Genomic DNA, 26,764 nt, shown 5'->3' on the forward strand with positions numbered 1-26,764 from the left:
CGTCGGTCCTCGAGGCCGCCGTTTCGTCGGGCGTTCTTCATCGAGCCGAAGAAATGACGACATCGAAAGCCGAGTGGAACATGAGTGAGGGCGGAACGCGAATGCATAGTCTCGTTCAGGTCATCGCCCTTACGCCCGCTGGCCACCGCGATCCGTCAATCGCGCTGGCCGCCTCGCGGGCGGGGTTTCTGGGCGTCGTGAATGGTGAAATCGGGCCGCTGCCCGTCGCGGCGCTTGAGGCGCTCGCCAGCCATGCCCGCACGCCCTTCGGCCTCAAGCTCGCCATTGCCGACGAAGAGGCGCTTGCGCTCGTCTCGACTTTCGCCCCCCGCGGCCTTGAATGGCTGCTGCTCGACGCCTCCACTGTGCTCGCCGATCCCGACCTTCTGGCGCGGCTGTCGGGCATGGGGGTGCACACGCTGGTCGAACTGATCGACTGGGATGACCGGCTCGCCAGCCTGTCCGGCCATGCCGGGCTGATCGCGAAGGGTCACGAGGCCGGCGGCAAGGTGGGCGAGGAGACCAGCTTCATCCTGCTGCAGAAAGCCCTGGCGCGGCAGTCCATGCCGGTGCTGGTGCGCGGCGGGGTCGGCCTGCACGGGGCTGCGGCGGCGATGGCGGGCGGGGCGGCTGGCGTGGTTCTCGACGACCAGCTGCTGCTGCTGAAGGAATCACCCCTTGAGGCGCCGGCGCGCGCCGCGCTTTCCGGCCTCACCGGGCTGGAAACGGCGCTGGTCGGGCCGGACGAGGCGCGCTGGCGCGTGTTCGAGAAGCCCGGCTTCCGCCATGTGCGGCAGCTGCGCAAGACCATCGCCGGGCTGGAGGCGCCTGCCGTCGACGCGGCCATCCTCGCCAGCCTCGGCTGGGCCGATGCGATGAAGGATGTGATGCCGCTCGGCCAGGGCGTCGCCTTCGCCGAGAGTTTCGCCAAACGTTATGCCACGGTGGGCCGTCTCGCCCATGCGCTGGTGGACGAGGCGGCCGGGCGTGGCGCGCTGGCGGCCAGGTCGCGGGCCTTCGGTCCGGGCGAGGGCGTTTCCGTCTCGCACGGCACGACCTATCCCATCGTGCAGGGGCCGATGACGCGGGTCAGCGATGTGGCGGGCTTCGCCCAGGCCGTCGCGGAGGGTGGCGGCCTGCCGATGCTGGCGCTGGCGCTCATGCGTCCCGAGCAGGTCGATGCGCTGCTCGCCGAGACGGCCGAGCGCCTCAAGGGCAAGCCATGGGGTGTTGGCCTGCTGGGCTTTGCCCCGGCCGAGCTTATCGCCGGGCAGATGGACGTGGCGCGCAAATATGTGCCGCGCTTCGCGCTTATCGCCGGCGGCAGGCCCGACCAGGCGCAGAGCTTCGAGGCCGAGGGCATCGCGACCTATCTGCATGTGCCATCGCCACGGCTGCTGACCATGTTCGTGGAGCAGGGCGCCAAGCGCTTCGTGTTCGAGGGCCGTGAATGCGGCGGCCATGTCGGCCCGCTCTCCAGCTTCGTGCTGTGGGATGTGATGGTGCAGACGCTGCTCGACATCGTGCGCGATCCCGAGCAGGCGGCGCGCATCCATGTGCTCTTCGCCGGTGGTATCCACGATGCCCGCTCGGCGGCCATCGTCTCCGCCATCGCCGCGCCTCTGGTCGCGCTCGGCGTCAAGGTGGGTGTGCTGATGGGATCAGCCTACCTCTTCACCCGGGAGATCGTCGAAAGCGGCGCGGTGGTGAAGGGATTCCAGGACGAAGCCCTCGCCTGCGAGCGCACGGTGACTCTGGAAACCGGCCCGGGTCATGCCTCGCGCGCCGCCATGAGCCCGTTCGCCGAGCACTTCTTCACGCGCCGCAAGGAGATGGAGGCCGAAGGGCGCTCGCCGGACGATATCCGGGAGGAGCTGGAATCCTTCACCCTCGGTCGCCTCCGCGTCGCCTCCAAGGGGTCGGAGCGTTCCGGACCCGAGGGCAAGATCAGGAAGGTGCCGGCCGTCCGCCAGCGGGCGGAGGGCATGTTCATGATCGGCCAGGTGGCGACCCTGCGCGACAAGGTCGTGAGTGTCGCCGATGTGCACCTTGCCGTCTGCGAGGGCTCGCAGGCCCTGCTCGATACCGTTCCCGAGAGCCCCGCCGTGGCGCGACAGGCGCCGCGACCGGCGGATGTGGCGGTGGTCGGCCTGGGCGGCATCTTCCCGAAGGCGGCCAATGTTGCCGAGTACTGGGAGAACATTCTCGGCAAGGTCGACGCCATCAGCGAGATTCCGAGCCATCGCTGGGACTGGCGGGTTTATTTCGACGCCGACCGCACCGCGCCGGACAAGATCTATTCGCGTTGGGGTGGCTTCCTCGACGACCTGCTGTTCGACCCGTTGCGCTATGGCATTCCGCCGAACTCGATCTCCGCGATCGATCCTCTTCAGCTCATGACGCTGGAAGTGGTGCGCGCCTGCCTGGGTGATGCGGGGTTCGAGCACCTTAACGCCTCACGCGAGCGCTGTTCGCTGATCCTTGGCGCCTCCGGCGGTGCGGGTGATGTCGGCGCGCAATATGCGGTGCGCTCGGAAATGCCGCGCTTCCTCGGTGAGCTCGACGAGGACGCGGCGGCGCGCCTGCCGCGCTGGACCGAGGACAGCTTCGCCGGCATCCTGCTGAATGTCGCGGCCGGCCGCTCGGCCAACCGCTTTGATCTGGGCGGCGTCAACTACACGGTGGACGCGGCTTGCGCTTCCTCGCTCGCCGCCATCTATCAGGGCGTGCTGGAGCTGGAGTCGGGGCGCAGCGATGTCGTCATCGCCGGCGGCGTCGACACTGTGCAGGGCCCGTTCGGCTATCTGTGCTTCTCCAAGACGCAGGCGCTGTCGCCGCGCGGGCGTTGCTCCACCTTCGATTCCTCGGCCGACGGCATCGTCATATCCGAAGGCATCGCCATGGTGGCGCTGAAGCGCCTTGCCGATGCCGAGCGTGACGGCGACACGATTTACGCGGTGCTGAAGGGTGTCGGCGGTTCGAGCGACGGCCATGCCAAGTCGATGACCGCCCCGCACCCGGACGGGCAGATCCGGGCCATGCGCCGGGCCTATGAAATGGCCGGCTATTCGCCCGCCAGCGTCGGTCTGTTCGAAGCCCATGGCACAGGCACGGTGGCCGGCGACGCCGCGGAGCTTGAAACCGTCACCCGGCTGCTGGGCGAGGCGGGTGCGACGCCGCGGCAGAGCGTCATCGGCTCCGTGAAGACGCTGATCGGTCACACCAAGGCAACGGCCGGCGTGGCCGGGCTGATCAAGGCAACGCTCGCGGTCCATCACGGTGTGCTGCCCCCACATGGGCAGGTCAACACGCCCAACAAGACGCTGACGGACCCGGAAAGCCCGCTCTTTCTCATCAGCGAGCCGCGTCCGTGGGTCGCGCAGGAGGGGGTGCCGCGCCGCGCCTCGGTCAGCGCGTTCGGGTTTGGCGGCACCAATTTCCACATCACGCTGGAAGCCTATCAGGGCGCGACGCGGGGGCAGATACGCCCGGTGGCGCAGAAGCGCTGGCCGCACGAGCTTCTGGTCTGGCGCGGGGCGGATCGCGCCGGGCTGGCCGCCGCAGTGCGTGCCACGGCCGACAAACTTGCCGCCGCCCCGGCCGTGCCGGAGCTGCGCGACCTTGCCTTCACTCTTGCCGCGAGCGCGCCGGCGGGCGGCATCGCCGCCACGCTGGTGGTCGCGCGCGACGAGCCGCTGGTGGAGCGCCTCGCGGCGCTGGCCCGCCACCTCGAAGGCGCGGCCGAGCCGCTGCCGCCGGGCGCCGGCTTCTCGGCCGAGCCGCTGCTGGCGAAAGACGGCACGCTCGCCTTCGTGTTCCCCGGGCAGGGCGCGCAATATCCCGAGATGCTGCGCCAGCTGGCGGTCATCTTCCCCGAGATGCGGGCGACGATGGAGCGTGCCGACGCGCTGCTGAAGCCCGAAATGAGCCATGCCGGGCTTCCCGGTGGCTGCCTCAGCCGCGCCATCTACCCGACCGGCGCCTATGACGACGAGGCCAGGGCGGCGGCGCTGGCCACCCTTACCCGTACCGACATCGCCCAGCCCGCGCTTGGCGCGGTGGAGGGCGGTCTGCTTGAGGTGCTGGCCGCGTTCGGCCTCGCACCCGGTATGAGCGCGGGCCATTCCTATGGAGAGCTGGTCGCGCTGCATGCCGCGGGCGTGTACGGGCTCGACGACATGCTGCGCACTTCGGCAGCACGCGGACGCGCCATGGTGGCGCAGGCCAATGGCGGCGATCTGGGCACCATGATCGCGGCGATGCGCGTGGACCGCAGTGCGGTCGAGGCCGCCATCGCCGGGATTCCCGATCTCGTCGTGGCCAATCACAATGCGCCGCGCCAGACCATCCTGTCCGGCACGCGTGACGCGGTGGCGGCGGCCAAGGTGAAGCTCGACGCCGCCGGCATCAGCAATCAGCCGCTCGTGGTCGGTGCGGCGTTCCATTCACCCCTCGTCGCGGCGGCGCGCGAGGGCATGGCGAGCTTCCTCGAAGAGATCGATTTCGCCGCGCCGCGCGTGCCGGTGTTCGCCAATTCGACCGCGGCGGTCTATCCCGCGCCGAGTGCCGAGGCGAAGGCCGTGCTGGCGAACCAACTGGTGCGCGGCGTCGAGTTCGTCGCCGAGGTCGAGGCGATGTACGCGGCGGGTGCACGGGTGTTCCTCACCGTCGGTCCCAAGGCCGTGCATGCCAGCATGGTACGCCAGATCCTTGAGGGCCGTGCGCACCGCGCCATCGCCATTGATGACGAGGCCGGCGGGCTCCAGGGGCTGCTGCAGGCGCTGGGCACGCTGATCGCGGAAGGCGCTGAGGTCGACCTCTCCCGGCTCTGGGCCGGGCGCGACTGTCTACGCCTCGATCCACGCACCCTCGCGCCGGCGCCGCGTGTCCCGGTTCCGGCCAAGCATATGTGGTGGCTCAACGGTTCGGGCGCCCGCCGGGTCGGAACGCCGCCGGCCCAGCCTCTCACCATCGAGCAGATCGCCGCGCGCCCGAAGGCGCCGGCCGTGCTCATCGACCCGCCGGCGATGCCGGCCTCTCCGCCATCGGCCAAGCCCGCCGTCAACGGGCTCGACCGACGGCCAAACCTGGGAACCCGCACCATGGAAACGGGCGAACGACGACAGTTGCAGGAGGTCGAGGCGGGCGACGCCGAGACCTATGGCGAGCCCATCGCCGGCAATGGGGTGATGAGCGACTTCCAGGCGACCATGCAGCGCTTCCTGGCGACGCAGGAAAACGTGCTGCTGGCCTATCTCGGCGCTGGCGCGCCGGCGGGAGCCACCCGTGCGGTGGCCCGCCGTCCGGCGCCGGTGGCGACGCTGATGCCGGCCCGCGCGCCGGCTCCGTCCCGCCCGGCGCTGCGCCCGGTGGCAAGTGCACCCGTGCAGGCTGCACCCGTGCCGCCCGCTCCGGTGGCGAGCGCTCCGGTGGCGACTGCGCCCGCTCCGGCTCCCGCTCCGATCGCGGTGCCCGCCGCTGCGACGGCAGCGGTCAACGGCAACGGTCATTCGGCACCCGCGCCCGCTCCCGCCGCAGAGGCCGCTGCAATCGGCGGGCCGGCGCTGCTGGATCTGCTTCTCGGCCTCGTCGAGGAGCGCACCGGCTATCCGCGGGACATGCTCGGTCTCGATCAGAAGCTGGAAGCCGATCTCGGCATCGACTCGATCAAGCGGGTCGAGATTGTTGGCGCGCTGGTGAAAAGCCTCCCGGCCGGGGCGGTGGCCTCCACCGAGGGGCTCGGCGAGAAGCTCAATGCCTGCCGCACGCTTCAGGCGATGTCCGATTGCCTTGCGGGCGCGGTTGGCGGATCGGCCGGAGGAGCCGCCCGCCCTTTTGATACCGCCGGGTCGGACGCCGTCGCCGTGGCGACAAGCGCCCGTCCGCCCCGGTTCGTCGTCAAGGCGCATGTCGAGGAAATGCCGGCGGCGGGCGTGCTGCCGCCGGGTCTCTACCTCATCACCGATGACGGGCGCGGCGTGGCGCCACGGCTCGCCGAGCTGATAGCGGGCGCGGGTGGCGTGGCGCGGGTGCTTGAACCCTCGCAGGCGCTGGCCGCCGCCGAAGGGCCGGTCGCCGGCCTGGTTCATCTCGCCCCGCTGGCCAGCCCGGTATTCCCGCTCGGCGAGGCTCTCGCCGCGTGGAGGCCGCAGATCGCGGTCAACGAGGCGCTGGCGCACCGGCTGCTCGGGCGTCTTGGGGCGCATCTGCGCGAGGGCGGCCGTGTTGTCATCGCCTCCGCTCTGGGCGGAACCTTCAGCCGTGGCAGCGCCACGGGTGGCGTGTCGCTGCAGGGCGGCGGGCCCGGCCTTGCCAAGTCCGCGCAGGAAGAATGGCCGAACGCCGTGGTCAAGGCGGTGGATCTCGATCCGGCGCTGTCGATCGAGGCGCTTGCGAGTACGCTCCTCGCCGAACTTGCCTCGGGCGGGCGGCGCGAGGTCGGTTATCCGGCAGGCCGGCGCACCGTGTTCCGTACCGAGGCGGTCGAGATCGACACGCTGCCGCCGCGCGCGCCGCTGGACGAGGGGGCGGTGGTGCTGGCGACGGGCGGTGCGCGAGGCATTACCGCCGAGACCCTACGCCCGCTCGCGGGTCCCGGTATTACGTTCGTCCTTTGCGGACGCAGCCCGCTGCCCGGCCCTGAAGACAATGCACTGAAGGATGCCGCGAGCCCGGCCGCGCTGCGTGCGGTGCTCATCGCTCAAGCCCGTGCCACCGGCACCATTCCCAAGCCCGCCGAGATGGAGCGCGCGGTGCAGGCGATCCTGCGTGACCGCGAGATCCGCGCCAATCTGGCCGACTTCGCCGCCGCCGGCGCCAAGGTGATCTATCGCATCGCCGATGTCAGCGACCCGGCAAGAGCAAGCGAACTGGTGCGCGGCATCCTCGCGGAATTCGGCCGTCTCGACGGCGTGCTGCATGGTGCCGGCGTCATCGAGGACAAGCTGATCGTCGACAAGGACCCGGCGAGCTGGGCCCGGGTGGTGGAGACCAAGGCGCAGAGTGCACTGGCGCTGGCGGCGGCGGTCGATCCCGCGCGGCTGCGTTTCTTCATCATGTTCGGCTCGGTGGCCGGGCGTTACGGCAATTCCGGCCAGAGCGATTACGCCGCCGCCAACGAGCTGCTGAACCGCCTCGGCAGCCAGCTTCGCGCGCAATGGCCGGTTCATGTGAAGGTCGCGGTGCTCAACTGGGGGCCGTGGCTCGGCACCCGGCACGGGCCCGGCATGGTGTCGGAGGAAACCCGCCGGAAGTTCGAGGCCAAGGGCGTCGGTCTGGTTCCCCCGGAAGGCGGGGCGCTCGCCTGTTTCGACGAGATCATGCGCGGGCCGTTCGAAGATGTGGAGATCGTCATCGGTGAAGGCCCGTGGGAGCGCCACGAGACCGACATGGCCGCCATCGCGCCGCCGATCGGCTCGGCCGCTCCGGTAGCCGCAGCTCCCGCAGCGGTCAGCCGCGCGGCGCCCATCGTCGCGCCGGGCGTTGTTTCCGATGACACGCGCCCGGCTGGCGGCACCACCTTTCCGTTCCTGCCGCTGGTCGCCGGTGCGAAGATCGGTCCGGGAGCGCGTGGCGGACGGCTGCTCACCCGCACGCTGAGCCTGCCCCACGACCTCTATCTCGAACAGCATCGCATTGACGGCGTGCCGGTGCTTCCCGCCGCCGTGGCGCTGGAAATGGCGGCGGAGGCCTGCGCGGCGGTGTGGCCGGGCTGGCAGGTGTCGGAAGTCACCGAGCTGCGTCTGCTTGCCGGTCTGAAGTTCGACGACGACGCGCCGCGCGACATCGAGATGCAGGTGCTGGGCAGCGAGCACGGCGACGCCGGCGGCTTCGGCGCCTCGGTGGAGCTGCGCTCGCCGGGCGGGCGGGCGCATTATCGCGTGTCGCTCAAGATTACGGATGAACTGCCGCGCGCCGAGCCGCTGGGCTGGACCCTCGATCCGGCGCCCGCGCGGGTCGGCGCCCGCGAGGCCTATCGCGACATGCTGTTCCACGGGCCCTGCTTCCAGGCCGCGACGGCGCTGATCGGGCTCGACGGCAGCGGCATCGTCGCCGATGTCCGCCCGAGCCCGGCGGCCGACTTCGTCGCCGGTGTGCAGCCGGGCGCGACATGGCTGTTCGACCCCGCGCTCATGGATGTGGCGGCTCAGCTTGCCTGGGTGTGGTCCTGCGTGCAGCGCGACGCGGCAGCGCTGCCGAACCGTTTCGGCCGGGTGCGGCGCTTCGCCGGCGCCGGCGCGCCGGCGCGCATGCTGTTCGCGCTGCAGCCGGGCCTTGGCGAACATCAGGTCGCCGCCGATGTCGCCGTGCTCGATGCGGCCGGTGCTCCGGTCTACGTCATCGAGGAACTGGAAAGCACGGCCAACGCCGCGCTCAACCGGCTGCGCGGCTATGTCGGCGAGATCCGCCTCTGAAGCGTCATCAAGCCGCCGAACGGACATCTTCCATGCTCATGCAGACCGCGAAACCTGAAGACGGCACCGCCGGCGACATCGCCATTGTCGGCATGTCCTGCGTCTTCCCCGGTGCCGAGGGGCCGGATGCCTTCTTCGGCAACATCCTGCGCGGCGAGGAGCAGGTGCGTCCGCCGCAACCGGACTGGGACGCGGCGCGCTACCTCGCCGGCACCGGGCCGACCCGCATCACCACCGCGGCGGGCGGCTATCTGGGGGATCTGTTCCGTTTCGATCCGATGGAGTTCGGCATCATGCCGACATCGGTCGACGGCTCCGAGCCGGACCAGTTCATGGCACTCAAGGCCGCGCGCGCGGCGCTGGTGGATGCGGGCTATTACGGCGAAGCGCACGACCACACCAATAGCGGCATCATACTGGGCCACTCGACCTATCTGCATCGGGGCAATGCCAATGTGGTTCAGCACGGCATCGTGGTGGACCAGATGGTCGGGCTTATCGGCTCGCTGCTGCCGGACGCGGGCGAGGAGGCGCTGGAGACGCTGAAGCAGGCGCTCATCGCCAAGCTGCCGCCCTTCAACGCCGACATCGCGCCCGGCCTGGTGCCGAATGTGATGACAGGGCGCATCGCCAACAAGCTGGACCTGCGTGGGCCGAATTACATCATCGATGCCGCCTGCGCCTCCTCGCTGCTGGCGGTCAACATCGCGATGGAGGAACTGCGCAGCGGACGCAGCGACCTGATGCTGGCGGGCGGCGTCAACGCCGCGCTGCCGGCCGAGGTCTATATGGTCTTCACCCAGCTTGGCGCCCTGTCGAAGCGTGGGCGGGTGCGTCCGTTCTCCAAGGGGGGCGATGGCACGCTGCTGGGCGAGGGGCTCGGCATGGTGGTGCTGAAGCGCCTGGAGGACGCGCGCGCGGCCGGCGACAAGATCTACGCCGTGGTCAAGGCGGTCGGCCAGTCCAGCGACGGGCGCGGCAGCGGCCTGCTGGCGCCGCGCCTCGAAGGCGAGATCCTGGCGATGCGGCGCGCGCTGGACCTTTCCGGCGTTGACCCGGCCACGATCGGCCTCGTCGAGGCCCACGGCACCGGCATCCCGCTGGGCGACCGCACCGAGATCACCGCGCTGCGCGAGGTGTTCGGCTCCCGGCTGGAAGGTTTGCCGCGCACCGCGCTTGGCTCGGTCAAGTCCATGATCGGCCATTGCATTCCCGCCGCCGGCATGGCCGGCCTGATCAAGACGGCCATGGCCCTGCACCACAAGGTGCTGCCGCCGACGCTGTGCGACGAGGTCAACCCCGATCTCGGGATCGAGACCACGCGGCTCTATGTCAACACGTCGGCCCGTCCCTGGGTGCAGCCCATGGGTGTGAAGCGCCGCGCGGCGGTGAACGCCTTCGGGTTCGGCGGCATCAATTCCCACGCCATTCTGGAAGAGGCGCCGCCCAGCGCCGCGCCGCCGCGCCCGCGCGAGCTTTCGGCCGAACTGGTGGTGATCGCGGCGGAGACGCCTGCGGCGCTGCTTGGCGAGATTGACGCCCTCCTTGGCAAGATCGAGGGGCCGCTCGCCGGCATGTCGGTTGCGAGCATCGGCGCGGCGCTCGCCGAGCGTGCGGTTGGGGCCGGCCCGTGCAGGCTCGCCGTCATCGCCGCGACGATGGAGGAGCTGAAGGACCGGTTGGCAAAGGCGCGCGCGCGTGTCGAGGCAGGCACGTCGACCCTCAACGGGCGCGGCAACGCCTTCTTCTCGCCCGCGCCGGTCGAGGGCAAGCTGGCCTTCGTGTTTCCGGGCGAGGGCTGCCAGTACCAGGGCATGCTGGCCGATGTGCTGCCGGCTTTCCCCGAGGCGCGGGAATGGTTCGATTTTTGGGACGGGCTGTTCGGGGACGCGCGGGGCTTCCGTCCCAGCGACTGCATCTTTCCTCCGCCGACCACCCTCGATGCCGCCTGGAGTGCGCGGCTGGAAGAGGCGCTGTTCGGGCTGGAACTGGGTTCGGAATCGGTCTTCGTCGCCAGCCAGGCGATGCTCGCCGTCACCCGCACGGTGGGGCTCGAACCCGATGCCATGCTGGGCCACTCCAGCGGCGAGCATTCCGCGCTTCGCGCCGCCGGCGTGTTCGGCAGCGAGGACTGGGCCCAGCTTGAGCACAATATCCGCGAGTTGAACCGGCTCTATAAGGGCATGGAGGGGGCGGGTTATGCCGAGGGCGGGGCGCTGCTGACCGTCGGCGCCGTGCCGCGTGAGCGCATGCTGGCGCTGGCCGACGCGCAGGAGGTGCATCTCGCGCTCGACAATTGCCGCCAGCAGACGGTGCTGTACGGCGACCGCGCACGTCTGGAATCGATTGCGCGCGAACTCGGCCGCGAGGGCGGGCTCTGCGCCTTCCTGCCGTTCGACCGGCCCTACCACACCCCGCTCTTCGCCTCGGTGGCGGAGATGGTGGAGGGCACCTATCGCGACATGGGCTTCCATGCTCCGCGCGTCCCGGTCTATTCCTGCGCCACGGCGGCGCCGATGCCGGACGAGCCGGTGGCGATCGAGGCGCTGGCGGCGGAACAGTGGCGCTCGCGCGTGCGCTTCACCGAGACCATCGAACGCATGTATGCGGACGGGTTCCGCACCTTCGTCGAGGTCGGCCCGTCCGCGAACCTCACCGGCTTCATCGACAATATCCTGCAGGGGGCGGGCGGGGAGACGCTGGCCATCGCGCTGGACAGCCGCCGCCGCTCCGGCCTCGGGCAGATGCTCTCCGCCTTCGGCCGTATCTGGGCCAGCGGGCGCGGGCTGGATGTCGCCGCGCTCTATGCCCGCCGTGGCATCACGCCGGCCGATCTTGATGCCGACCGCGCGCCGGCGCAGCGCGAGCGGGTGTTCCCCAACACCCTGCCGATGATGCGCTTCGCGCCCGAGGAGGTCGCTGCCCTGCGCGCCGCCCTGCTGCCGGCACCCTCGTTGTCCCAGCCGGCCGCGCCTCAGCCTCCCGCGCTTCCGGCTGTCGAATCAGGCGCCGCCGCCCCGACCGAGGGTGTCTCTCATGGCGAGGGCGCGGAGGCCGTGCTGTCGGGGCATTTCACCGTGATGCAGCATTTCCTCGACACCCAGGCCGGCGTGCTTCAGGCCGCCCTGTCGGGTGCTGACTGGGCGGTCGACGCGCCCGCGCCGGATGCCTATCCCTTCCTTCAGGCGATCCTCGACAGCACGCCGGATCGGCTGGTGGCGAGCTGCGATGTCGACGCGCTGGCCGACACCTATGTGCGCGACCACGTGCTCTACGCCTCCATCGTCTCCGATCTCGATCCCGCGCTCACCGCGCTGCCGGTCGTGCCGCTGGCGGTCAGCCTGGAAATGCTCGCCGAGGTGGCCAGCGCGCTTGATGGGCAGGGTGAGGCGCCCGTGCGGCTGGAGAAGGTGCGCGCCCACAATTGGGTCGCGCTCGACGAAGGCTGGCGCCGGCTGGTGCTGAGCTCCTCGCCGCTGCCGGGGCATGAGGGCGAACGGCGCTTTGCCGCCAGCGTCGCGGCTGATGACGGCGCCCCGCTGGTCGACGCCGAAGTGGTGTTCGGCGCGCCCGTCGCCGTCGGCGAGGTCGCTCCGCTCGCCGCGCCCCGTCCGCCGGAATGGCGCGACGAGGACCTGTACACCACGGGCATGTTCCACGGTCCGCTCTATCACTCCATCGCCGGGCTCACGGCGTGGGACGAGCATGGGCTGGACGCGGCGCTTGCCGAGACGCCGCTTGAGGGTTTCTTCCGCGCGCGGGAGTGGCCGGGCCTGCTGCTCAATCCCGTGCTGCTGGACGCTATCGGCCATGTCACCGCGTTCTGGATCGCGCAGGGCTTCGGCACCGATTTCAGCTCCTTCCCCTCTCGGATCGAGCGTATCGATCTGCCGGGCGGCGGGCGCGAGGATACCGGGGGCGGACGCATCAGCGGGCGCATGGCGTTCGAGCCCGGCGAGGGCGGGGCGCGCTTCCTCTCCGGCGATTTCTCCGCCGTCGACAGCCGGGGCGAACTGCTGTTCCGTGCCACCGGCTGGCGCGACCGCTTCTTCGATGTGCCGCATCGCTTCTATCAGGCGCGCTGGCAGCCGCGTGACCATTTCTACGGCGACGACGTGACCGCTGCCTTCGCGCCCGGCGCACTGCCCGCCGGTGCGATCGCATGGTCGGTGCCGGCCTTCCCGGCCGGTTTCCTTGACGATGCCGGCGGCATCTGGCGGAGGGTCCTCGCGCACACCGTGCTCAGTGCCGAAGAGCGCGGCGAATGGGCCGCGCTGCCGCCCAATCCGCGCCGCCGCACCGATTGGCTGATGGGCCGGATCGCGCTGAAGGAGGCGGTTCGAACCTATTGGGCCGCGGCGGCCGGCACGCTGCTGCTGCCGGCCGACATCATCGTCCGCACGCTGGAGGGCGGCCGCCCGGTGATTTCCGGCGAAGGGCTGGAACTGTTCGGTCCGCCGCCGGAGGTTTCCGTCGCCCATGTCGATGGCGAGGCCTTCGCGGTGGCGGTGCCGGCGGGCAATGTGGTCGGGGCTGACCTTGAAAAGCATGGACGGGCCGATCCGGGCGACATTCTCGCCGGCGGCTTCTCGGAGGCCGAGCGCGCGTCCATTGCGCCCGAAATGGCGCTCGCGGCGTGGTGCGCCAAGGAGGCGGCGGCAAAGAGCCTGGGAACCGGCTTTGCCGATGCCCCGCTCGGCTTCACCGTGACCGCGCTGGCCCCGGAGCGGGCCATTGTCGATGGCCCGCAGGCGCCGGGCATCACGGTGGCGCTGGCCGGGCAGGGGGATACGGTCTGGGCCGTGGCCCTCCCCTGATCAGCGCCCGCGCAGAATCTCGAAGCCGGCGCGGGTGTCGAGGTCGCCGTCCCGGTCCTTCAGAAAAGCGGCCAGGCTGAGCAGCGGCTCCACATTGGCCGAGCCGGCGAACAGCCCCTCCGGCGTGGAGATGAGGCTGGTGAGGGCAACGGCGGCAGGATTTCCCGCGCCGTCCTCCAGCACGAGCTCCCAGCTGGTGCCGTCCGGACTGGCCCAGAGCTGATAGCCGCCGGTGATGGCGCCCTCATTTTCCCCGAGCGCCGCGAAGCCGCCCCAGTGCCGGGTGCCGAGATAAAGTGCGCCCTCATGCGCGCACAGGCTCTCGAACGCGGCATTGTAGGGGTCGTCGAAGCCGGCGCCCATCAAGGCCATCGGGGCCTTGATGCCAATGGGGGTGAAGCGCGGCTGACCGACGACGAGGTCCCATGAGCCGTCCGCATTCACGCGGATCAGCTCGGCCGCATCCTGTCCGAGATCGGGTGCTTCGGCATAGCCCGGTCCGCCGGTCTGCGTGCCGACATAAAGCGCGTCGCCAAAACCCGCGAGCGCGGCCACGGCCCGGTTGGCATTGAACGCGAAGGCACCGTCGACCAGCACCTGTTCCCACGCGAACGGGGCCTCGCCCTCGGCGCGGGTGCGCCAGAGCTGAAAGCCACGTTCGTCATTGCAGGTGCCGGCATAGAGATAGCCGCCGACGCTGGCGAGCGAGGTGATGGCGCGGTTGTCGGGGTCGCCAAAGCCGGGCAGCGAGGCTTCCCGCCACGCGCCGGCGACCGGATCGAGGCAGACATGGACGACCGGGTGGGCCGATGCCGCCGTGTCGAGCAGAGGCCCCTCAATGGCCCCGCGCGTTGCGGCAAAAAGCCGGCCGTCATGGCCGCACAGGCTCGCCACCGCGTAACATGCCGGGTTCCCGAAGCCCGGCTCGCTGACCGGCTCGAAACTCAGCCCGTCAGGCGAGCGCAGCACCCGTCCGCCCTGCGGTGAAGCGGTGCCGACATAGAGTGCCGGGGTTTCCTCATCGCCCATGCGCAGGCTCGCGAGCGCGACATAGCCGTCCTCGTCGGGCGTCGCGCGCGCCTCGTCTTCCACCTCGTGCACGGCGACAAGCAGCGCCGGATCAAGGTCGGCATCGACCACAGCCTCGCCCGCCTCGTCCGAAGCTGCGGATTCCAGGACTGTCAGCCATTGCCCGTCTTCCAGCCGCATCAGGCGGGCGGGAGGGGGCGCAAGACCGGTGGCGAGCGCGCCGGTGCCGAGGTAGAGCGCACCATCGAAGAAGGCCAGCGCCGCCGCCGTGGCGGCATCGGCCGATCCCAGGCCCCCGCGCGCGGCGCGGACGAAGCAGGTTGAATCAAGCAGGGAAGACATCACGCGTAACCGAGCCTTTTGGCCAGATGAACCGTTCGCGGGTCGAAATGCGCGCCCGGCTTCCAGGAAAGCTCGCCATCAAGCGTCGGCTCCCTGAGCTTGGCGAGGCGGGCCGTGTCGAGGCGGGGGTTCTCAAGGAAATTGGGGTCGTTGCCGCGCGGCGCATTGGCCGGGCCGGGGCAGGCATAGGGCGAGGTTTCCGGGTGCATCATCGCGTCGATGGCGGCGGCGTCGGAGCGAATGTCGAGCCAGTCGCAGATCTGCGGCAGGTAGACCGAGAGGTTCGACATCAGCCATTCGCCCTTCAGCCGCATGTAGTTGCCCAACGGCAGGCCGGCGGTCATCGTCAGCACCAGCTCATGGCTGAGCCGCCACATGCGCTCGGGGTCGCTGCGGTCATTGTCGTCGAGCACGCGGTTCAGCGTCTTCAGTCCCTCATGGCCCTCGCGCAGCGCGATCACCGATTCCGAGGTCCCGCGGGGATGGCGCGTGAGATGAAGCAGGTTGGCCTCGGGATAGTTCAGCAGCACCCGCGCCACGGCTTCCTGGCGGAACAGTGTGCTCGGGCTCTTGTCGATGAGGATGCGGTCGCCGACGCATTCCTGGATGTGGGCCAGCACCTTCGCGATCGGCCAGCCCAGACGGGCCTCGATCCAGGCCTGCGCGCGGATCACGCTGTCCTCGGTCTGCTCGCCGTCATGCAACTGGGCGAGCGTGCGCAGCAGCCCATGCTTGCCGAAGGAGCGCATGAACATGGTGCCGTACCAGATGTCGCCGAGCGTATCGCCGAGGAAGAGGTTCAGCTCCGGCAGGCCATAGCATTGTGGATGCTGGCCAAGCATCGCGCAGACGATGGAGGAGTAGGAGCGGGGAGGGCAGAGAATGAAAAGAGGCTGCGGCATCAACGGTCCCAAACCCGGTACGCGGGGAACGCACCACTCGTCGTCGCAGGGCTCATTGTCTCTGCGCACGCACACATTACACCAGCGTGGAACACCATCTGCGGTAATTTCACCGTACGTGCCTCACTGCCCGAGAAGTACCTCGAAACCACCGTTGAAGTCGACCTTCGCGCCGGAACGGCGAGCCTTCATCTGCAGCAGGCGCTTCTGGTTGTTGGTGCCGATGACGAGACCCAGCGGTGTCGAGGCGATGTTGCGCACGCCGATTTCCGCCGGGTTGCCATGCCCGTCGGCGATCACGACTTGCCAGTTCTCGCCATCCTCGCTGGCCCAGAGCTGGTAGCCGCCGACCACATCCGCGCCGCCAAGTTCCGCGGAGCGGAAGGCCTCCCACTGGTGGGTGCCGAGATAGATCACCCCGTCATGGACGCCGAGCGACCAGATCACCGAATTGTAGAAATCGTCGAGCCCGGGACCGAGCAGCGACAGGGGAACCTTCAGTCCGTCGGGCGTGAAGCGCATCCGTCCGGCGATGAGGTCCCAGCTCTTGTCGGGATGAATGCGGATCATCTCCGCGGAGGCCGGGCCGATATCGTGCACCGTGTCGTAGCCAAAGCCGGTGATGCCGCCGCCGACATAGAGCGCGCCCTTGAACTCGGTCATCGCGGTCACGGCGAGGTTGTGGTTGAAGGCGCCAGCACCGTCCACCACCACGGGTTCCCACGTGAAGGGGGCGGTGCCCTCGGCCGAGGTGCGCCACACCTGCATGCCGCGCTCGGGGTTCGCGGTGCCGCCATAGACCATGCCGTGAGCGGTGGCGAGCGCATAGATCGCCATGTTGGCCGGGTCGCCGAAACCCTCGGGCGAGGCGACCTCCCACCGGCCGCTGGCGGGGTCGTCGGTCACATAGACACGCACTTCGGGCGCCAGGTTGCGGTCGAGCCATTCGTCGGTCGTGGTTCCGGCCGGCGCGGTGAAAAGCCGGTCGCCAAGCACGGTGAGGCCACGGAACGAATAGATGTCGGGATTGCCGAAGCCCGGCTCTCCCACCGGCTCGAAGGTGACACCATCCTCCGAGCGCAGGATCTGCCCGCCAAAGCGCGACATGCACGACACGTAGAGGGCCGGTTCGGCGTCGGTGCGGCCTTTGAAAACGCACATCGAGCGGAAGCCGGCGTCGCGCGGGACGAGGTTGGAATCGGTTTCCGAGGGCTTTTTGAACCGACTGAAGTCGAGGCCGCCCTTCATGTTCTTGGCGAGCTGCCGGTCGGGCGCGCGCGCGCGCTTGGTCGCCGGCACCAGGGGAGATTCGTACACCGTCTCCCACTCGCCGTCCTCGGCGTGGAACCGCAGGATGCGCGGACTGTCGGAGGAGCCGGTCACGCTGCCGCAGCTCGTGCCGACATAGAGCTGTCCACGGAAGAAGGCCACCGAATGCGCGGTCGTGTTGGACGCGCGCCCAAGGCCTTCGCTGGCAATGACGCGGAAGCCGTTCTCTTGAATGATCTTGGACATCAGGAATAGCCGAGTTGACGGGCGAGCTTGACGGTACGCGGATCGAAGTTCTCGCCGGGGCGCCAGCTCAGTTCGCCAATCAGCGAAGCCTCCCTGATGCGCGCGAGGCGTTCGGTGTCGATGGAGGGGTTCTCCAGGAAATTGGGGTCGTTGCCGCGCGGCGCGTTGGGTGGCCCCTCGCAGGCATAGGGGGAATTCTCCGGGTGCATCATGGCTTCGATCGCTTCGGGATCGGAGCGGATGCCGAGCCACTCGCAGATCTGCGGCAGGTAGATTTCGAGGTTCGCCAGCATCGCCTCGCCCTTCAGCCGCATGGACTGGCCAAGGGGCAGCGGCTCGGTGAGCGTGACCGAAAGCTCGTGGCTGACACGCCAGATGCGCTCGGGGTCGAACAGCGCGTTGTTCGCCATCCGCGCGATCTGCTCATGCGCCGCGCGCAGGCTCAGCACGCTGGCGGCGGTGCTGCGCGGGTGGCGGACGAGGTGCAGATAGTTGGCATCGGGGAACTGCTTCAATGCCCGCTCAAGAAACTCGGCGCGGAACAGCGTGCTGGGGCTCTTGTCGATCAGGATCCGGGGGCCGACCAGTTCCTGAATATGGTCGAATACCTTGCGTATCGGCCAGTCCGTGCGGGCGAGGATCCATTCCTGGGCGCGGGCGACGGTCTCCTCGTTCTGCACCCCATCGTGGAGCTGGGCGAGGGTGCGCAACAGGCCGTGGCGGCCGAACGACTTCATGAAGGTGCCGAACCCCGTCCACACCTCGCCCAGCGTATCGCCAAGAAAAAGGTTCAGCTCCGGCAGTCCGTAGCACTGGGGGTGCTGGCCGAGAATGCCGCATACGATCGAGGAGTAGGAGCGCGGCGGGCACAGGATGAACAGCGGCTCGGGATATGCGACCTGTCGTTCGGTCCTTGCATCCGCCTTGATCGCCGTCTCAAGCATACGCGTCGTCCTCTCCCGGTCCCGGTGCCCCTCTCGAGCCCGGATCACCATGCAAGATTAGTAGCCAAGTTTCATGCCGCAGGATGAAACCGTCGCGCTGAGCGGGACGATCTTTCCGTCCGGCCGGGACCATTCCATCGGGCGCGGCGTCCAGTCAAAGGGGCGCAGTCCGGGATGGTCCATGAATGCGGGGTCGTTGCCATAGGGCGCATTGGCGGGGCCAGGGCGGGCAAAGGGCGAGGACTCCGGGTGCATCATGGCCCCGATGGCCTCGTTCGAGGTCGAGATGCCGAGCCAGCCCGCGATCCGCGCCAGAATGACGCGGGGGTTGGCAAGCAGGTCTTCCCCCCGGATCCGCATCCAGCGCTCGCCGGGCAGCGTGTCCAGCAGGTTCATGATGGCGAGATGGGGCTTGAGCCACATCTTCTCCGGCGCCTCGGGATCGAACGGCTCGGCGCGGCCGGCGAGGAGGGGAAACCTCGCCAGCGCCTGCGCGCGCATCTCGCTCTTCAGCTTGAGGATCGATTCGATCGTATCGCCCGGGTGGCGGGTGAGGTGGAGGAACCGCGCTTCCGGGAAATGCGAGGCGATGCGGGACAGCGCGTCCGGCGCGTAGACGTGGAGCGGGCTCTTGTCCACGAGCCCGCGTCCCTCCGCCCATTCCTGCAGGGTGCGAAACAGCTCGGCGGTGGTCATGTCCGGGTTGGCGACGAGCCACCGGCGCGCGGCCTCGCAGGTCGTCTCGCTCTGCTCGCCAAAGGCAAGTTCTGCGAGGCTGCGCAGGATTCCGTTCTGCAGGCGCCGCCGGGTGCGGTGCATCTCCATCAGTTCGCCAACCGTTTCGACGGCGAAGATGTTCACCTCGGCGAGCCCGAACAGCGCGGGATGGCTGCCGATCATGCCGCAGGAGATCGAGGTGAAGGAGCGCGGCGGGGCGAGTATGAACAGCGGCTCGATCATCGTCCCGGCGCCTGCCCGCTCGCATCGGCACCCAACGGCGCGGCCTGCCTCATGGGGCAAGCCAGGAGGCGCCGCCTCGGGGCGGGAACACGCTGCGGGCACATGGCGGCGCTCACCCGTTCCGCGTGTCCTGGAGAGCTTTCAGCAGCCGCTTCAGCGGCTCGTCACGTCCGCCCGTTTCGTCGCCGCTGATCGTGTCGCGCGGCGCCGGGCGGGGTGTCATCGGTTCCGGGCGGAAGGTGAAGCCGGAGGCCTCGACCTCCGCGCGCAGGCGCACCAGTTCATCCAGCCGCGCCCGCCGGATTTGGCGTTCCCGGGAAATCTGGTGTTCTCGGGAAATATTGCTGCGGTCGCCGGAAACATCATCGTTTCGCAACATTCTTCCCCGAATGACAATAAAACCGAAGTGAATGACGCCCAGCCAATAAAACGACTGTAAATGAGCGCGACAAGCCTTGTCCAGCCGGGCGTGGAGTCTTGGAATTGCCGTGCAGGGACGAATTGCCGTCCGCTTTCCGTGGTCCCGCGAGACGTTTGGCCGTGCTTGCGGGTTGTTATGGGTCGTCGATAGTCGGCGGCGCGGGTTCGCTGCGTGCGGATGCGTGTTGCGGCATCGGGTCGGCCGAGAAGGAGAAAGCCTATGCGTCACGCCTGCGCTTCCGTCCTGTTCGCACTTGTCGGCCTCGCGCTGTCCATCCTTGCCGCCGGTGCCGCCACGCCGCAGAAGGGCAGTCTTATGGTGGGCGGCGAAGAGCGCACCTACACGCTGTTCCGCCCGGCCGCCAAGGGTGGGCCCAAGCCGATCGTGATGATGCTGCATGGCGGGGGCGGGGACGGCGCGCGGATGGTCAAGCAGACCGGGCTGGCGCGCTATGTCGACAGCAATGATTTCATCGCGGTCTTTCCCGATGCCGGGGGCACGCAGTGGAATGACGGACGCGAGACCACGCGCTCGAACCGCGACGACGTTGCCTTCCTGCTGGCGCTGATCCGCAAGCTGGTGGCGGAGGCGGGGGCCGATCCCCGGCGCGTGTTCGTCGCCGGCGTGTCCAATGGCGGCATGTTGGCGCAGCGGCTGGCGTGCGAGGCGGCGGGCTCGGTCACGGCGGCGGGCGTTGTCATCGCCAATCTGCCGAGCGCGCTGGCCGCGTCCTGCCATCCGGCGCGACCTGTTCCCATGGTCTTCTTCATCTCGACGGACGATCCGATCATGCCGTTCGCCGGTGGCGACGTGAAAGCGGGGATGCTGCGCGGGGCGGGCGGCAAAGTGATCTCGGGGCTGAAAACCGTGAACTTCTGGGCGCGCGTGAATGGCTGCGGCGCCGACACCAGCACGCCGCTTCCCGACCGAACCGACGATGGCACCATGGTCGTGCTGCACAGCTTCGCCTGCCCGGCCGCCTCGACCCAGTTCTACGAGATCCGGGGCGGCGGCCACACCTGGCCGGGCGGGGCGGTTTCCGATCGTCCCTTCGTGCGACGTCTTGTGGGAAACACCAGTCAGGATATTCACGCGACGGAATTGATGATACAGTTCTTTCACAGATATGGATTGTGATGCTATCGTGCTGCCCGCGGTGGCTCGGTGCCCGGCGCCCCGTTGGTTATTCCTATGTTGCGCTGCGCAAAGTCAGGTTATGTTGACGTTTGAGCAGTTGGTATTGATGTGAATTTTTTTGAGATGGCTTCGAATTTGGGCGACGAGAGTCTACTCGCTGAAATCGTTCAGCTTGCGGTCCGGGCCGGGCATGTCGTCATGGACGTCTATGCGACGGACTTCTCGGCGGCGACCAAGGCGGATTCCTCGCCGGTGACCGAGGCGGACGAGCGCGCCGAGGCCATCATTCTGGCGGGTCTCCGGCGCCTTGTGCCGGACGTGCCGGTGATCGCGGAAGAAGAATGTGCCGCCGGCCGGATGCCCGCCACGGGCAGCACCTTCTTTCTTGTCGATCCGCTGGACGGGACCAAGGAATTCCTCGCCCGCAATGGCGAGTTCACCGTCAATATCGCGCTGATCGAAAAGAGCGCGCCGGTCATGGGCGTGGTCTACGCGCCCGCGCTTGGCGTGCTTTATGCCGGTGGCCCGGCCGGGGCGTTCAAGGCCCGCGTCGTCGGGGACGCGCTGGCGGATGTCGAGCGCATCGATGTGCGCAGTGCCTCGCCCTCGCTCAAGGCGGTGGGCAGCCGCTCGCATGGCTCGCAGGAAACCATGGCCTGGCTGGCGCGGTTCTCCGACGTCTCCTTCGTCTCGGCGGGCTCCTCGCTTAAGTTCTGCCTGCTCGCCGAAGGCGCGGCGGACATCTACCCGCGCTTCGGCCGGACCATGGAATGGGACACCGCCGCGGGCGACGCCGTGCTGCGCGCCGCCGGCGGGCTCGTCACCACCTGCGACGGCCATCCCCTGACCTACAACAAGCGCGAACAGGCGGATGACGCGCCGTTCGCCAATCCGCATTTCCTGGCTTTTGGCGACCGGCGTCTGGTGGAGACGGCCATCGCACCGGCGGCGAGCGCGGCGACGCTCTGAGAGCCTGCCCCCATTCGAGAGATCGATGAAAGAGGTGTTTCGTGTCGGCTGATCGTATGACCCACCTCCGGCGCCTGGAGGCCGAGTCCATCTTCATCATTCGAGAGGTGGCGGCCGAGTTCAAAAAGCCGGTGATGCTGTACTCGATTGGCAAGGATTCCGCCGTCATGCTGCATCTGGCGGTGAAGGCATTCTATCCTTCCAAGCCGCCTTTCCCGTTGATGCACATCGACACGACGTGGAAATTCCGGCAGATGATCGCCTTCCGCGACGAGATGGCGAAGAAGCTCGGTTTCGAGCTTCTGGTGCACACCAATCCGGACGGCAAGCGCGACGGGGTCAACCCGATCGAGCATGGCTCCTCGCTCTACACCAGCATCATGAAGACCGAGGCGCTGAAGCAGGCGCTGGACATGCATGGCTTCGATGCCGCGTTCGGCGGCGCCCGCCGCGACGAGGAGAAGAGCCGCGCCAAGGAGCGCATCTTCTCGTTCCGCACCGAGACCCACGCCTGGGACCCCAAGAACCAGCGCCCTGAGCTGTGGAACCTCTACAACACGCGGGTGAAGCCGGGTGAATCGATCCGCGTCTTCCCGCTGTCGAACTGGACCGAGCTGGATATCTGGCAGTACATCCTGGCCGAGAACATTCCCATCGTCCCGCTCTACTTCGCCGCCAAGCGCCCCGTGGTGTGGCGCGACGGGCAGATGATCATGGTGGATGACGACCGCCTGCCGCTTCAACCCGGCGAGCAGCCGGAGGAACGCCTGGTGCGCTTCCGCACGCTCGGCTGCTATCCGCTCACCGCCGCGATCGACAGCGACGCCGACACGCTGGAGGCGATCGTCCGCGAGATGCTGATCGCGCGCACCTCGGAGCGCGCAGGCCGGCTGATCGACCATGACGAGGCGGCGTCCATGGAGAAGAAGAAGCGCGAGGGGTATTTCTGATGAGCCTTCCGGCCGAGATCGACACCTTCGCGGACTATCTCTCCGCACATGAGAACAAGAGCCTGCTGCGCTTCCTCACCTGCGGCAGCGTGGATGACGGCAAGTCGACGCTGATCGGGCGCCTGCTGTTCGACACCAAGCTGCTGTTCGAGGACCAGCTCGCGACACTGTCGAATGATTCCCGCAAGCACGGCACGGTGGGCGAAGACCTCGACTTCGCGCTGCTGGTGGACGGCCTCGCCGCCGAGCGCGAGCAGGGCATCACCATCGACGTCGCCTACCGCTTCTTCGCCACGGACAAGCGCAAGTTCATCGTCGCCGACACGCCCGGCCACGAGCAGTACACGCGCAACATGGCGACCGGCGCCTCGAATTCCGATCTCGCGGTCATTCTGATCGACGCCCGGCAGGGTATTCTCACCCAGACCCGCCGGCATTCCTTCATCGTGTCGCTGCTTGGCATCCGCCATGTGGTGCTGGCGGTGAACAAGATCGATCTGGTGGATTTCTCGCAGGAGGTCTTCGACCAGATCGTGGCGGATTACGTTGAGTTCGCGAAGGATTTCGGCTTCGAGACCTTCCTGGCCGTCCCGCTCTCCGCGCGCTTCGGCGACAACATGCTGGAGCGCAGCGCGCGCACGCCCTGGTACAGCGGCCCGACCCTGGTCGAGCATCTGGAAACCGTGCCGGTGGCGGACGACGCGCTGGCGCGGCCGTTCCGCATGCCGGTGCAGTGGGTGAACCGCCCCAACCTCGACTTCCGCGGTTTTTCCGGCACCGTGGTCAGCGGCTCGGTGCGGCCGGGCGACCCGATCGTCGTGGCCGGTTCGGGGCGTACCTCGACCGTCAAGTCGATCGTCACCAAGGACGGCAATCTGGCCAAGGCGGATGCCGGCGAGGCGGTGACGATCACGCTCGCCGACGAGGTCGACATCTCGCGCGGCGACATCATCGCGGCGGCGGGCGCGCGCCCGGAGGTCGCCGACCAGTTCGCCGCGCATCTGATCTGGATGCATGACGATCATCTGCTGCCGGGGCGCTCCTATCTGATCAAGACCGGCACGCGCACGGTCAGCGCCAGCGTCACCGAGATCAAGCACAAGGTCGACGTCAACTCGTTCCAGAAGCTCGCGGCCAAGCAGCTCGGGCTGAACGAGGTCGGCGTGGTGAATTTCGCCACCCAGCAGCCGATCGCGTTCGACCCCTTCGCCGAGGTGCCGCAGACCGGCGCCTTCATCGTGATCGACCGGATGAGCAACCTCACCGTCGGTGCGGGCATGATCGACTTCGGCCTCCGGCGCGCGACCAACGTGCACTGGCAGGCGCTGGAGGTCGACAAGGCCTCGCGCGCGGCGATGAAGTTCCAGAAGCCGGTCGTGCTCTGGTTCACCGGCCTGTCGGGTGCGGGCAAGTCGACGGTGGCCAACATCGTCGAGAAGAAGCTCCACGCGCTGTCGCGCCACACCTACATGCTCGATGGCGACAATGTCCGCCACGGGCTGAACAAGGACCTCGGCTTCACCGAGGCCGACCGCGTCGAGAACATCCGCCGTGTCATCGAGGTGTCGAAGCTGTTCGTCGACGCCGGCATCATCGTGCTCACCTCGTTCATCTCGCCGTTCCGGGCCGAGCGGCGGCAGGCGCGCGACAGTTTCGAGGCCGGCGAGTTTGTCGAGATCTTCGTCGACGCGCCGCTTGATGTCGCCGAGCAGCGTGATCCCAAGGGGCTCTACAAGCGCGCCCGTGAAGGCCTGATCAAGAACTTCACCGGCATCGACAGCCCCTATGAGGCGCCGGAGAACGCGGAAATCCATCTTTCCGCCGGCGCCCGCACGCCCGAGGAGATGGCCGAGGAAATCGTCGCCTATCTGACGACGAACGGCTATCTGGCCTGACGCTGTCCGGGACCGGCGGCTCCGCCCGCGGGTCCCGTCGCCTGCCCATGCGAGCCGGCGGCCCCACATGAGGGCCGCCCGTTCGTGCCCGCCAGACCGCTTCGCGAGGAGAGCAGGACCATGACCGCCCCGCGCGATGAGGCCCGCGAGCATGTCGGGTTTGATTTCCACGCGCTCAGCGAGCGCGAGCGTTACAAGCTGATGATCGGCACCATCGTGCCCCGCCCGATCGCGCTGGTGACGACGGTGGATCCCGAAGGCCGGATCAACGCGGCGCCGTTCAGCTTCTTCAACTGCCTGTCGGCCGATCCGCCCATTCTGGCGCTGGGTGTCGAGAACCATGACGACATGTCGTTCAAGGACACCGCGCTCAATATCCGCCTTACCGAGGTGTTCACGGTGAACATCGTCTCGCACGCCATCGCCGAGGCGATGCACGCCTGCGCGGTGAATTTTCCCCGCGGCGTCGACGAACTGGCGATGGCCGGACTGACGGCCGCTCCCGGCGTCAAGGTCGCGTCCCCGTTCATTCACGAGGCGCCGGCCGCTTTCGAATGCCGCCGCCATGTGACGCTTGAGCTGGGCCGCTCGCGGCAGATCATTCTCGGCGAAATCGTCTATGCCCATTACCGCAGCGAGGTCGTCGATACCGAGCGGCTGCGGGTCGATCCTGCCCAGCTCGACGCCATCGCCCGGCTCGGCGGTTCCACCTGCGCGACCATTCGCGACCGCTTCGACATGGCCACGCCGACGCTCGCCGAGATGGCGGAAAGGCGTGCAGCTTCGTCGCAATAGGGGCGCTTGTGCGCGGTTCGAACCGGCTTATGCTCGGCCCGCGCCCCGTGATGTTCCGTGAGCGAACGGTTCGGGCGCGCCTCGGAGATCAAGAGGTTTACGGCACATGCCTCATCTGGTGCGCTTTCTAATTCGTCACGCCGCCATCGGCATCGCGGTCGCCGGCCTTTTCGTCGGCGCGCTGCTGGCGTTCGATGTCGCGCATCTGGGCACCCTGGTGCGGGAATCGCCATCCGGGCTCATCGCCGTCTCGGCGCTGACGGTGGCGCTCGGCATCACCTTCGGCAGCGTGCAGATGGGCTTTGCCGTCATGCTGCTGGGCGAGGAGGCGGGCGGTACGGAAGGCGGCACGCGCGCCCGTCGCGGCCGCACGTCACGGTCTGGCGCGTCACGGTTGCCCTGTCCGGCCGAACGCTGATATCGATCGTTTCACTCCTTGAACGACCCGCCCGCCGGACCTCTTAGGGGGCCGGGCGGGCCTCATCAGCATGCAGGCATCATCGTGAATCGCGACACAGGGGAGTCTTCTTCCGGCGCGGGCGCTCCCGCTCCCTGGCGCATCGGCGTGCTGTTCTCCCGCAAGGGGCACATGTCGATCCCCGAGGCCGAGCATTTCCGGGGAACCGCGCTGGCGGTGGAAGAGATCAACCTGGCCGGCGGCGTGCTCGGCCGGCCGATCGAGCCGGTCTGCTACGATCCCGAATCCAGCCCTGAACTCTATCGCCGCTATGCCGAGCGCCTGCTGACCGAGGACGGCATCAGCACCATCTTCGGCTGCTGTGCCTCTTCCACCCGCAAGGCGATCCTCGCCACGGTGGAGCGGCGCAACGCGCTGCTGTGGTATCCCTCGCTCTATGAGGGCTTCGAATACTCGCCGAACGTGATCTACACCGGCGCCGCGCCGAACCAGAACAGCCTCCAGCTCGCGCGCTATCTCTTCGCCAATTACGGGCGCAAGTTCTATCTCATCGGCTCGGACTACATCTATCCGCGTGAATCCAACCGCATCATGCGCGATGTCGTCGCCCGCGAGGGCGGGGAGGTGGTGGCGGAAACCTATGTGCCGGTCGTGCCCCATGAGGACGATCTGCATCGCGTGGTGCAGGATATCCGCCGCAAGGCGCCGTCCGTGGTGTTCTCGACCGTGGTCGGCGATGCGGCGGAAGAGCTCTACCGCATCTATTACGAGGCAGGCTTCGATCCGCGCACCCTGCCGATTGCGAGCCTGACCATGGCGGAGGGGGAAATCCAGGCCGTGGGGTCGGAGCTGTGCGCCGGGCACATTACCTCCGCGCCGTATTTCTCCAGCGTCGACACCCCGGAAAGCCGCCGGTTCGTGCAGTCCTACCGCGCCCATTTCGGAGCCGGCGCACCGGTGACGATGTATGCCGAGGCCGCCTATTTCCAGATTCACGTCTTTGCCCAGGCCCTGGCACGGGCACGCTCGCTCGACACCCAGCGCCTTGTCGACGCCGCGCTCGGCACCGAGTTCGACGCGCCCCAGGGGCGGATCCGCATCGATCCCGACAACAACCACACCTATCTGTGGCCGCGCATCGGGGTGGCGAACGGCAAGGGCAGTTTCGACATCGTCTGGGAGGCCCGCGACCCGATAAAGCCCGACCCCTATCTCGTCGACCATGTGTACGATCATGGCTGATCGCGGATCCCGAG

At 68.4% G+C, this 26,764-nt stretch carries 15 protein-coding genes; 9 read left to right on the top strand and 6 right to left on the bottom strand.

The genetic code is table 11. The features are described 5' to 3' along the window. Positions 1 to 101: 101 nt before the first annotated feature. Positions 102 to 8,414, top strand: coding sequence for a type I polyketide synthase (locus G3A50_RS16775; RefSeq protein ID WP_163076324.1), 8,313 nt, complete (start codon positions 102 to 104; stop codon positions 8,412 to 8,414). Positions 8,415 to 8,446: 32 nt separating this feature from the next. Further along, positions 8,447 to 13,231, top strand: coding sequence for a type I polyketide synthase (locus tag G3A50_RS16780; RefSeq protein WP_163076325.1), 4,785 nt, complete (start codon positions 8,447 to 8,449; stop codon positions 13,229 to 13,231). Here G3A50_RS16780 and G3A50_RS16785 read toward each other — a convergent pair whose 3' ends face one another. The 6 genes from G3A50_RS16785 to G3A50_RS16810 form a co-directional block, all read right to left on the bottom strand. Further along, a complete protein-coding gene (locus G3A50_RS16785; protein ID WP_163076326.1) occupies positions 13,232 to 14,602 on the bottom strand; it encodes a hypothetical protein in 1,371 nt (456 codons plus the stop codon). Continuing rightward, positions 14,602 to 15,504, bottom strand: a complete 903-nt coding sequence (locus G3A50_RS16790; RefSeq protein WP_163076327.1) for a sulfotransferase family protein — start codon at positions 15,502 to 15,504, stop codon at positions 14,602 to 14,604. The genes G3A50_RS16785 and G3A50_RS16790 overlap by 1 nt, the downstream gene beginning before the upstream one ends. 123 nt (positions 15,505 to 15,627) lie before the next feature. Further along, on the bottom strand, positions 15,628 to 17,019 hold the full coding sequence (locus G3A50_RS16795; RefSeq protein ID WP_163076328.1) for a hypothetical protein: 1,392 nt from the start codon (positions 17,017 to 17,019) through the stop codon (positions 15,628 to 15,630). Next, positions 17,019 to 17,963, bottom strand: coding sequence for a sulfotransferase family protein (locus tag G3A50_RS16800; protein WP_163076329.1), 945 nt, complete (start codon positions 17,961 to 17,963; stop codon positions 17,019 to 17,021). The genes G3A50_RS16795 and G3A50_RS16800 overlap by 1 nt, the downstream gene beginning before the upstream one ends. Positions 17,964 to 18,020: 57 nt before the next feature. After that, positions 18,021 to 18,923: a sulfotransferase family protein gene (locus tag G3A50_RS16805; protein WP_163076330.1), complete on the bottom strand. Its 903-nt coding sequence runs from the start codon at positions 18,921 to 18,923 to the stop codon at positions 18,021 to 18,023. Positions 18,924 to 19,035: 112 nt separating this feature from the next. Further along, complete coding sequence (locus G3A50_RS16810; protein WP_163076331.1) at positions 19,036 to 19,572, bottom strand: hypothetical protein; 537 nt, start codon at positions 19,570 to 19,572, stop codon at positions 19,036 to 19,038. Here G3A50_RS16810 and G3A50_RS16815 point away from each other — a divergent pair. From G3A50_RS16815 to G3A50_RS16845, 7 genes are all read left to right on the top strand, one after another. Then, positions 19,564 to 20,481, top strand: coding sequence for a CE1 family esterase (locus G3A50_RS16815; protein ID WP_163076332.1), 918 nt, complete (start codon positions 19,564 to 19,566; stop codon positions 20,479 to 20,481). The genes G3A50_RS16810 and G3A50_RS16815 overlap by 9 nt on opposite strands. A gap of 123 nt (positions 20,482 to 20,604) precedes the next feature. Beyond that, positions 20,605 to 21,450 carry a 3'(2'),5'-bisphosphate nucleotidase CysQ gene (gene cysQ, locus G3A50_RS16820; RefSeq protein ID WP_163076333.1) on the top strand — a complete coding sequence of 282 codons (846 nt, stop codon included), beginning with the start codon at positions 20,605 to 20,607 and terminating at the stop codon, positions 21,448 to 21,450. Positions 21,451 to 21,506: 56 nt separating this feature from the next. Further along, positions 21,507 to 22,400 carry a sulfate adenylyltransferase subunit CysD gene (gene cysD, locus G3A50_RS16825; protein ID WP_163077762.1) on the top strand — a complete coding sequence of 298 codons (894 nt, stop codon included), beginning with the start codon at positions 21,507 to 21,509 and terminating at the stop codon, positions 22,398 to 22,400. Continuing rightward, positions 22,400 to 24,295, top strand: coding sequence for a sulfate adenylyltransferase subunit CysN (gene cysN, locus G3A50_RS16830; RefSeq protein WP_163076334.1), 1,896 nt, complete (start codon positions 22,400 to 22,402; stop codon positions 24,293 to 24,295). Before cysD ends, cysN begins: the two co-directional genes overlap by 1 nt. A gap of 120 nt (positions 24,296 to 24,415) precedes the next feature. Continuing rightward, positions 24,416 to 25,090, top strand: coding sequence for a flavin reductase family protein (locus tag G3A50_RS16835; protein WP_163076335.1), 675 nt, complete (start codon positions 24,416 to 24,418; stop codon positions 25,088 to 25,090). A 106-nt stretch (positions 25,091 to 25,196) separates the two neighbouring features. Continuing rightward, entirely contained in the window at positions 25,197 to 25,508 is a 312-nt protein-coding gene (locus G3A50_RS16840) for a hypothetical protein (RefSeq protein ID WP_210255156.1), read from the top strand. An 81-nt stretch (positions 25,509 to 25,589) separates the two neighbouring features. Beyond that, complete coding sequence (locus G3A50_RS16845) at positions 25,590 to 26,750, top strand: transporter substrate-binding domain-containing protein (protein WP_425483478.1); 1,161 nt, start codon at positions 25,590 to 25,592, stop codon at positions 26,748 to 26,750. Positions 26,751 to 26,764 lie beyond the last annotated feature (14 nt).

This window comes from Ancylobacter pratisalsi (assembly GCF_010669125.1).
Taxonomy (GTDB): domain Bacteria; phylum Pseudomonadota; class Alphaproteobacteria; order Rhizobiales; family Xanthobacteraceae; genus Ancylobacter; species Ancylobacter pratisalsi.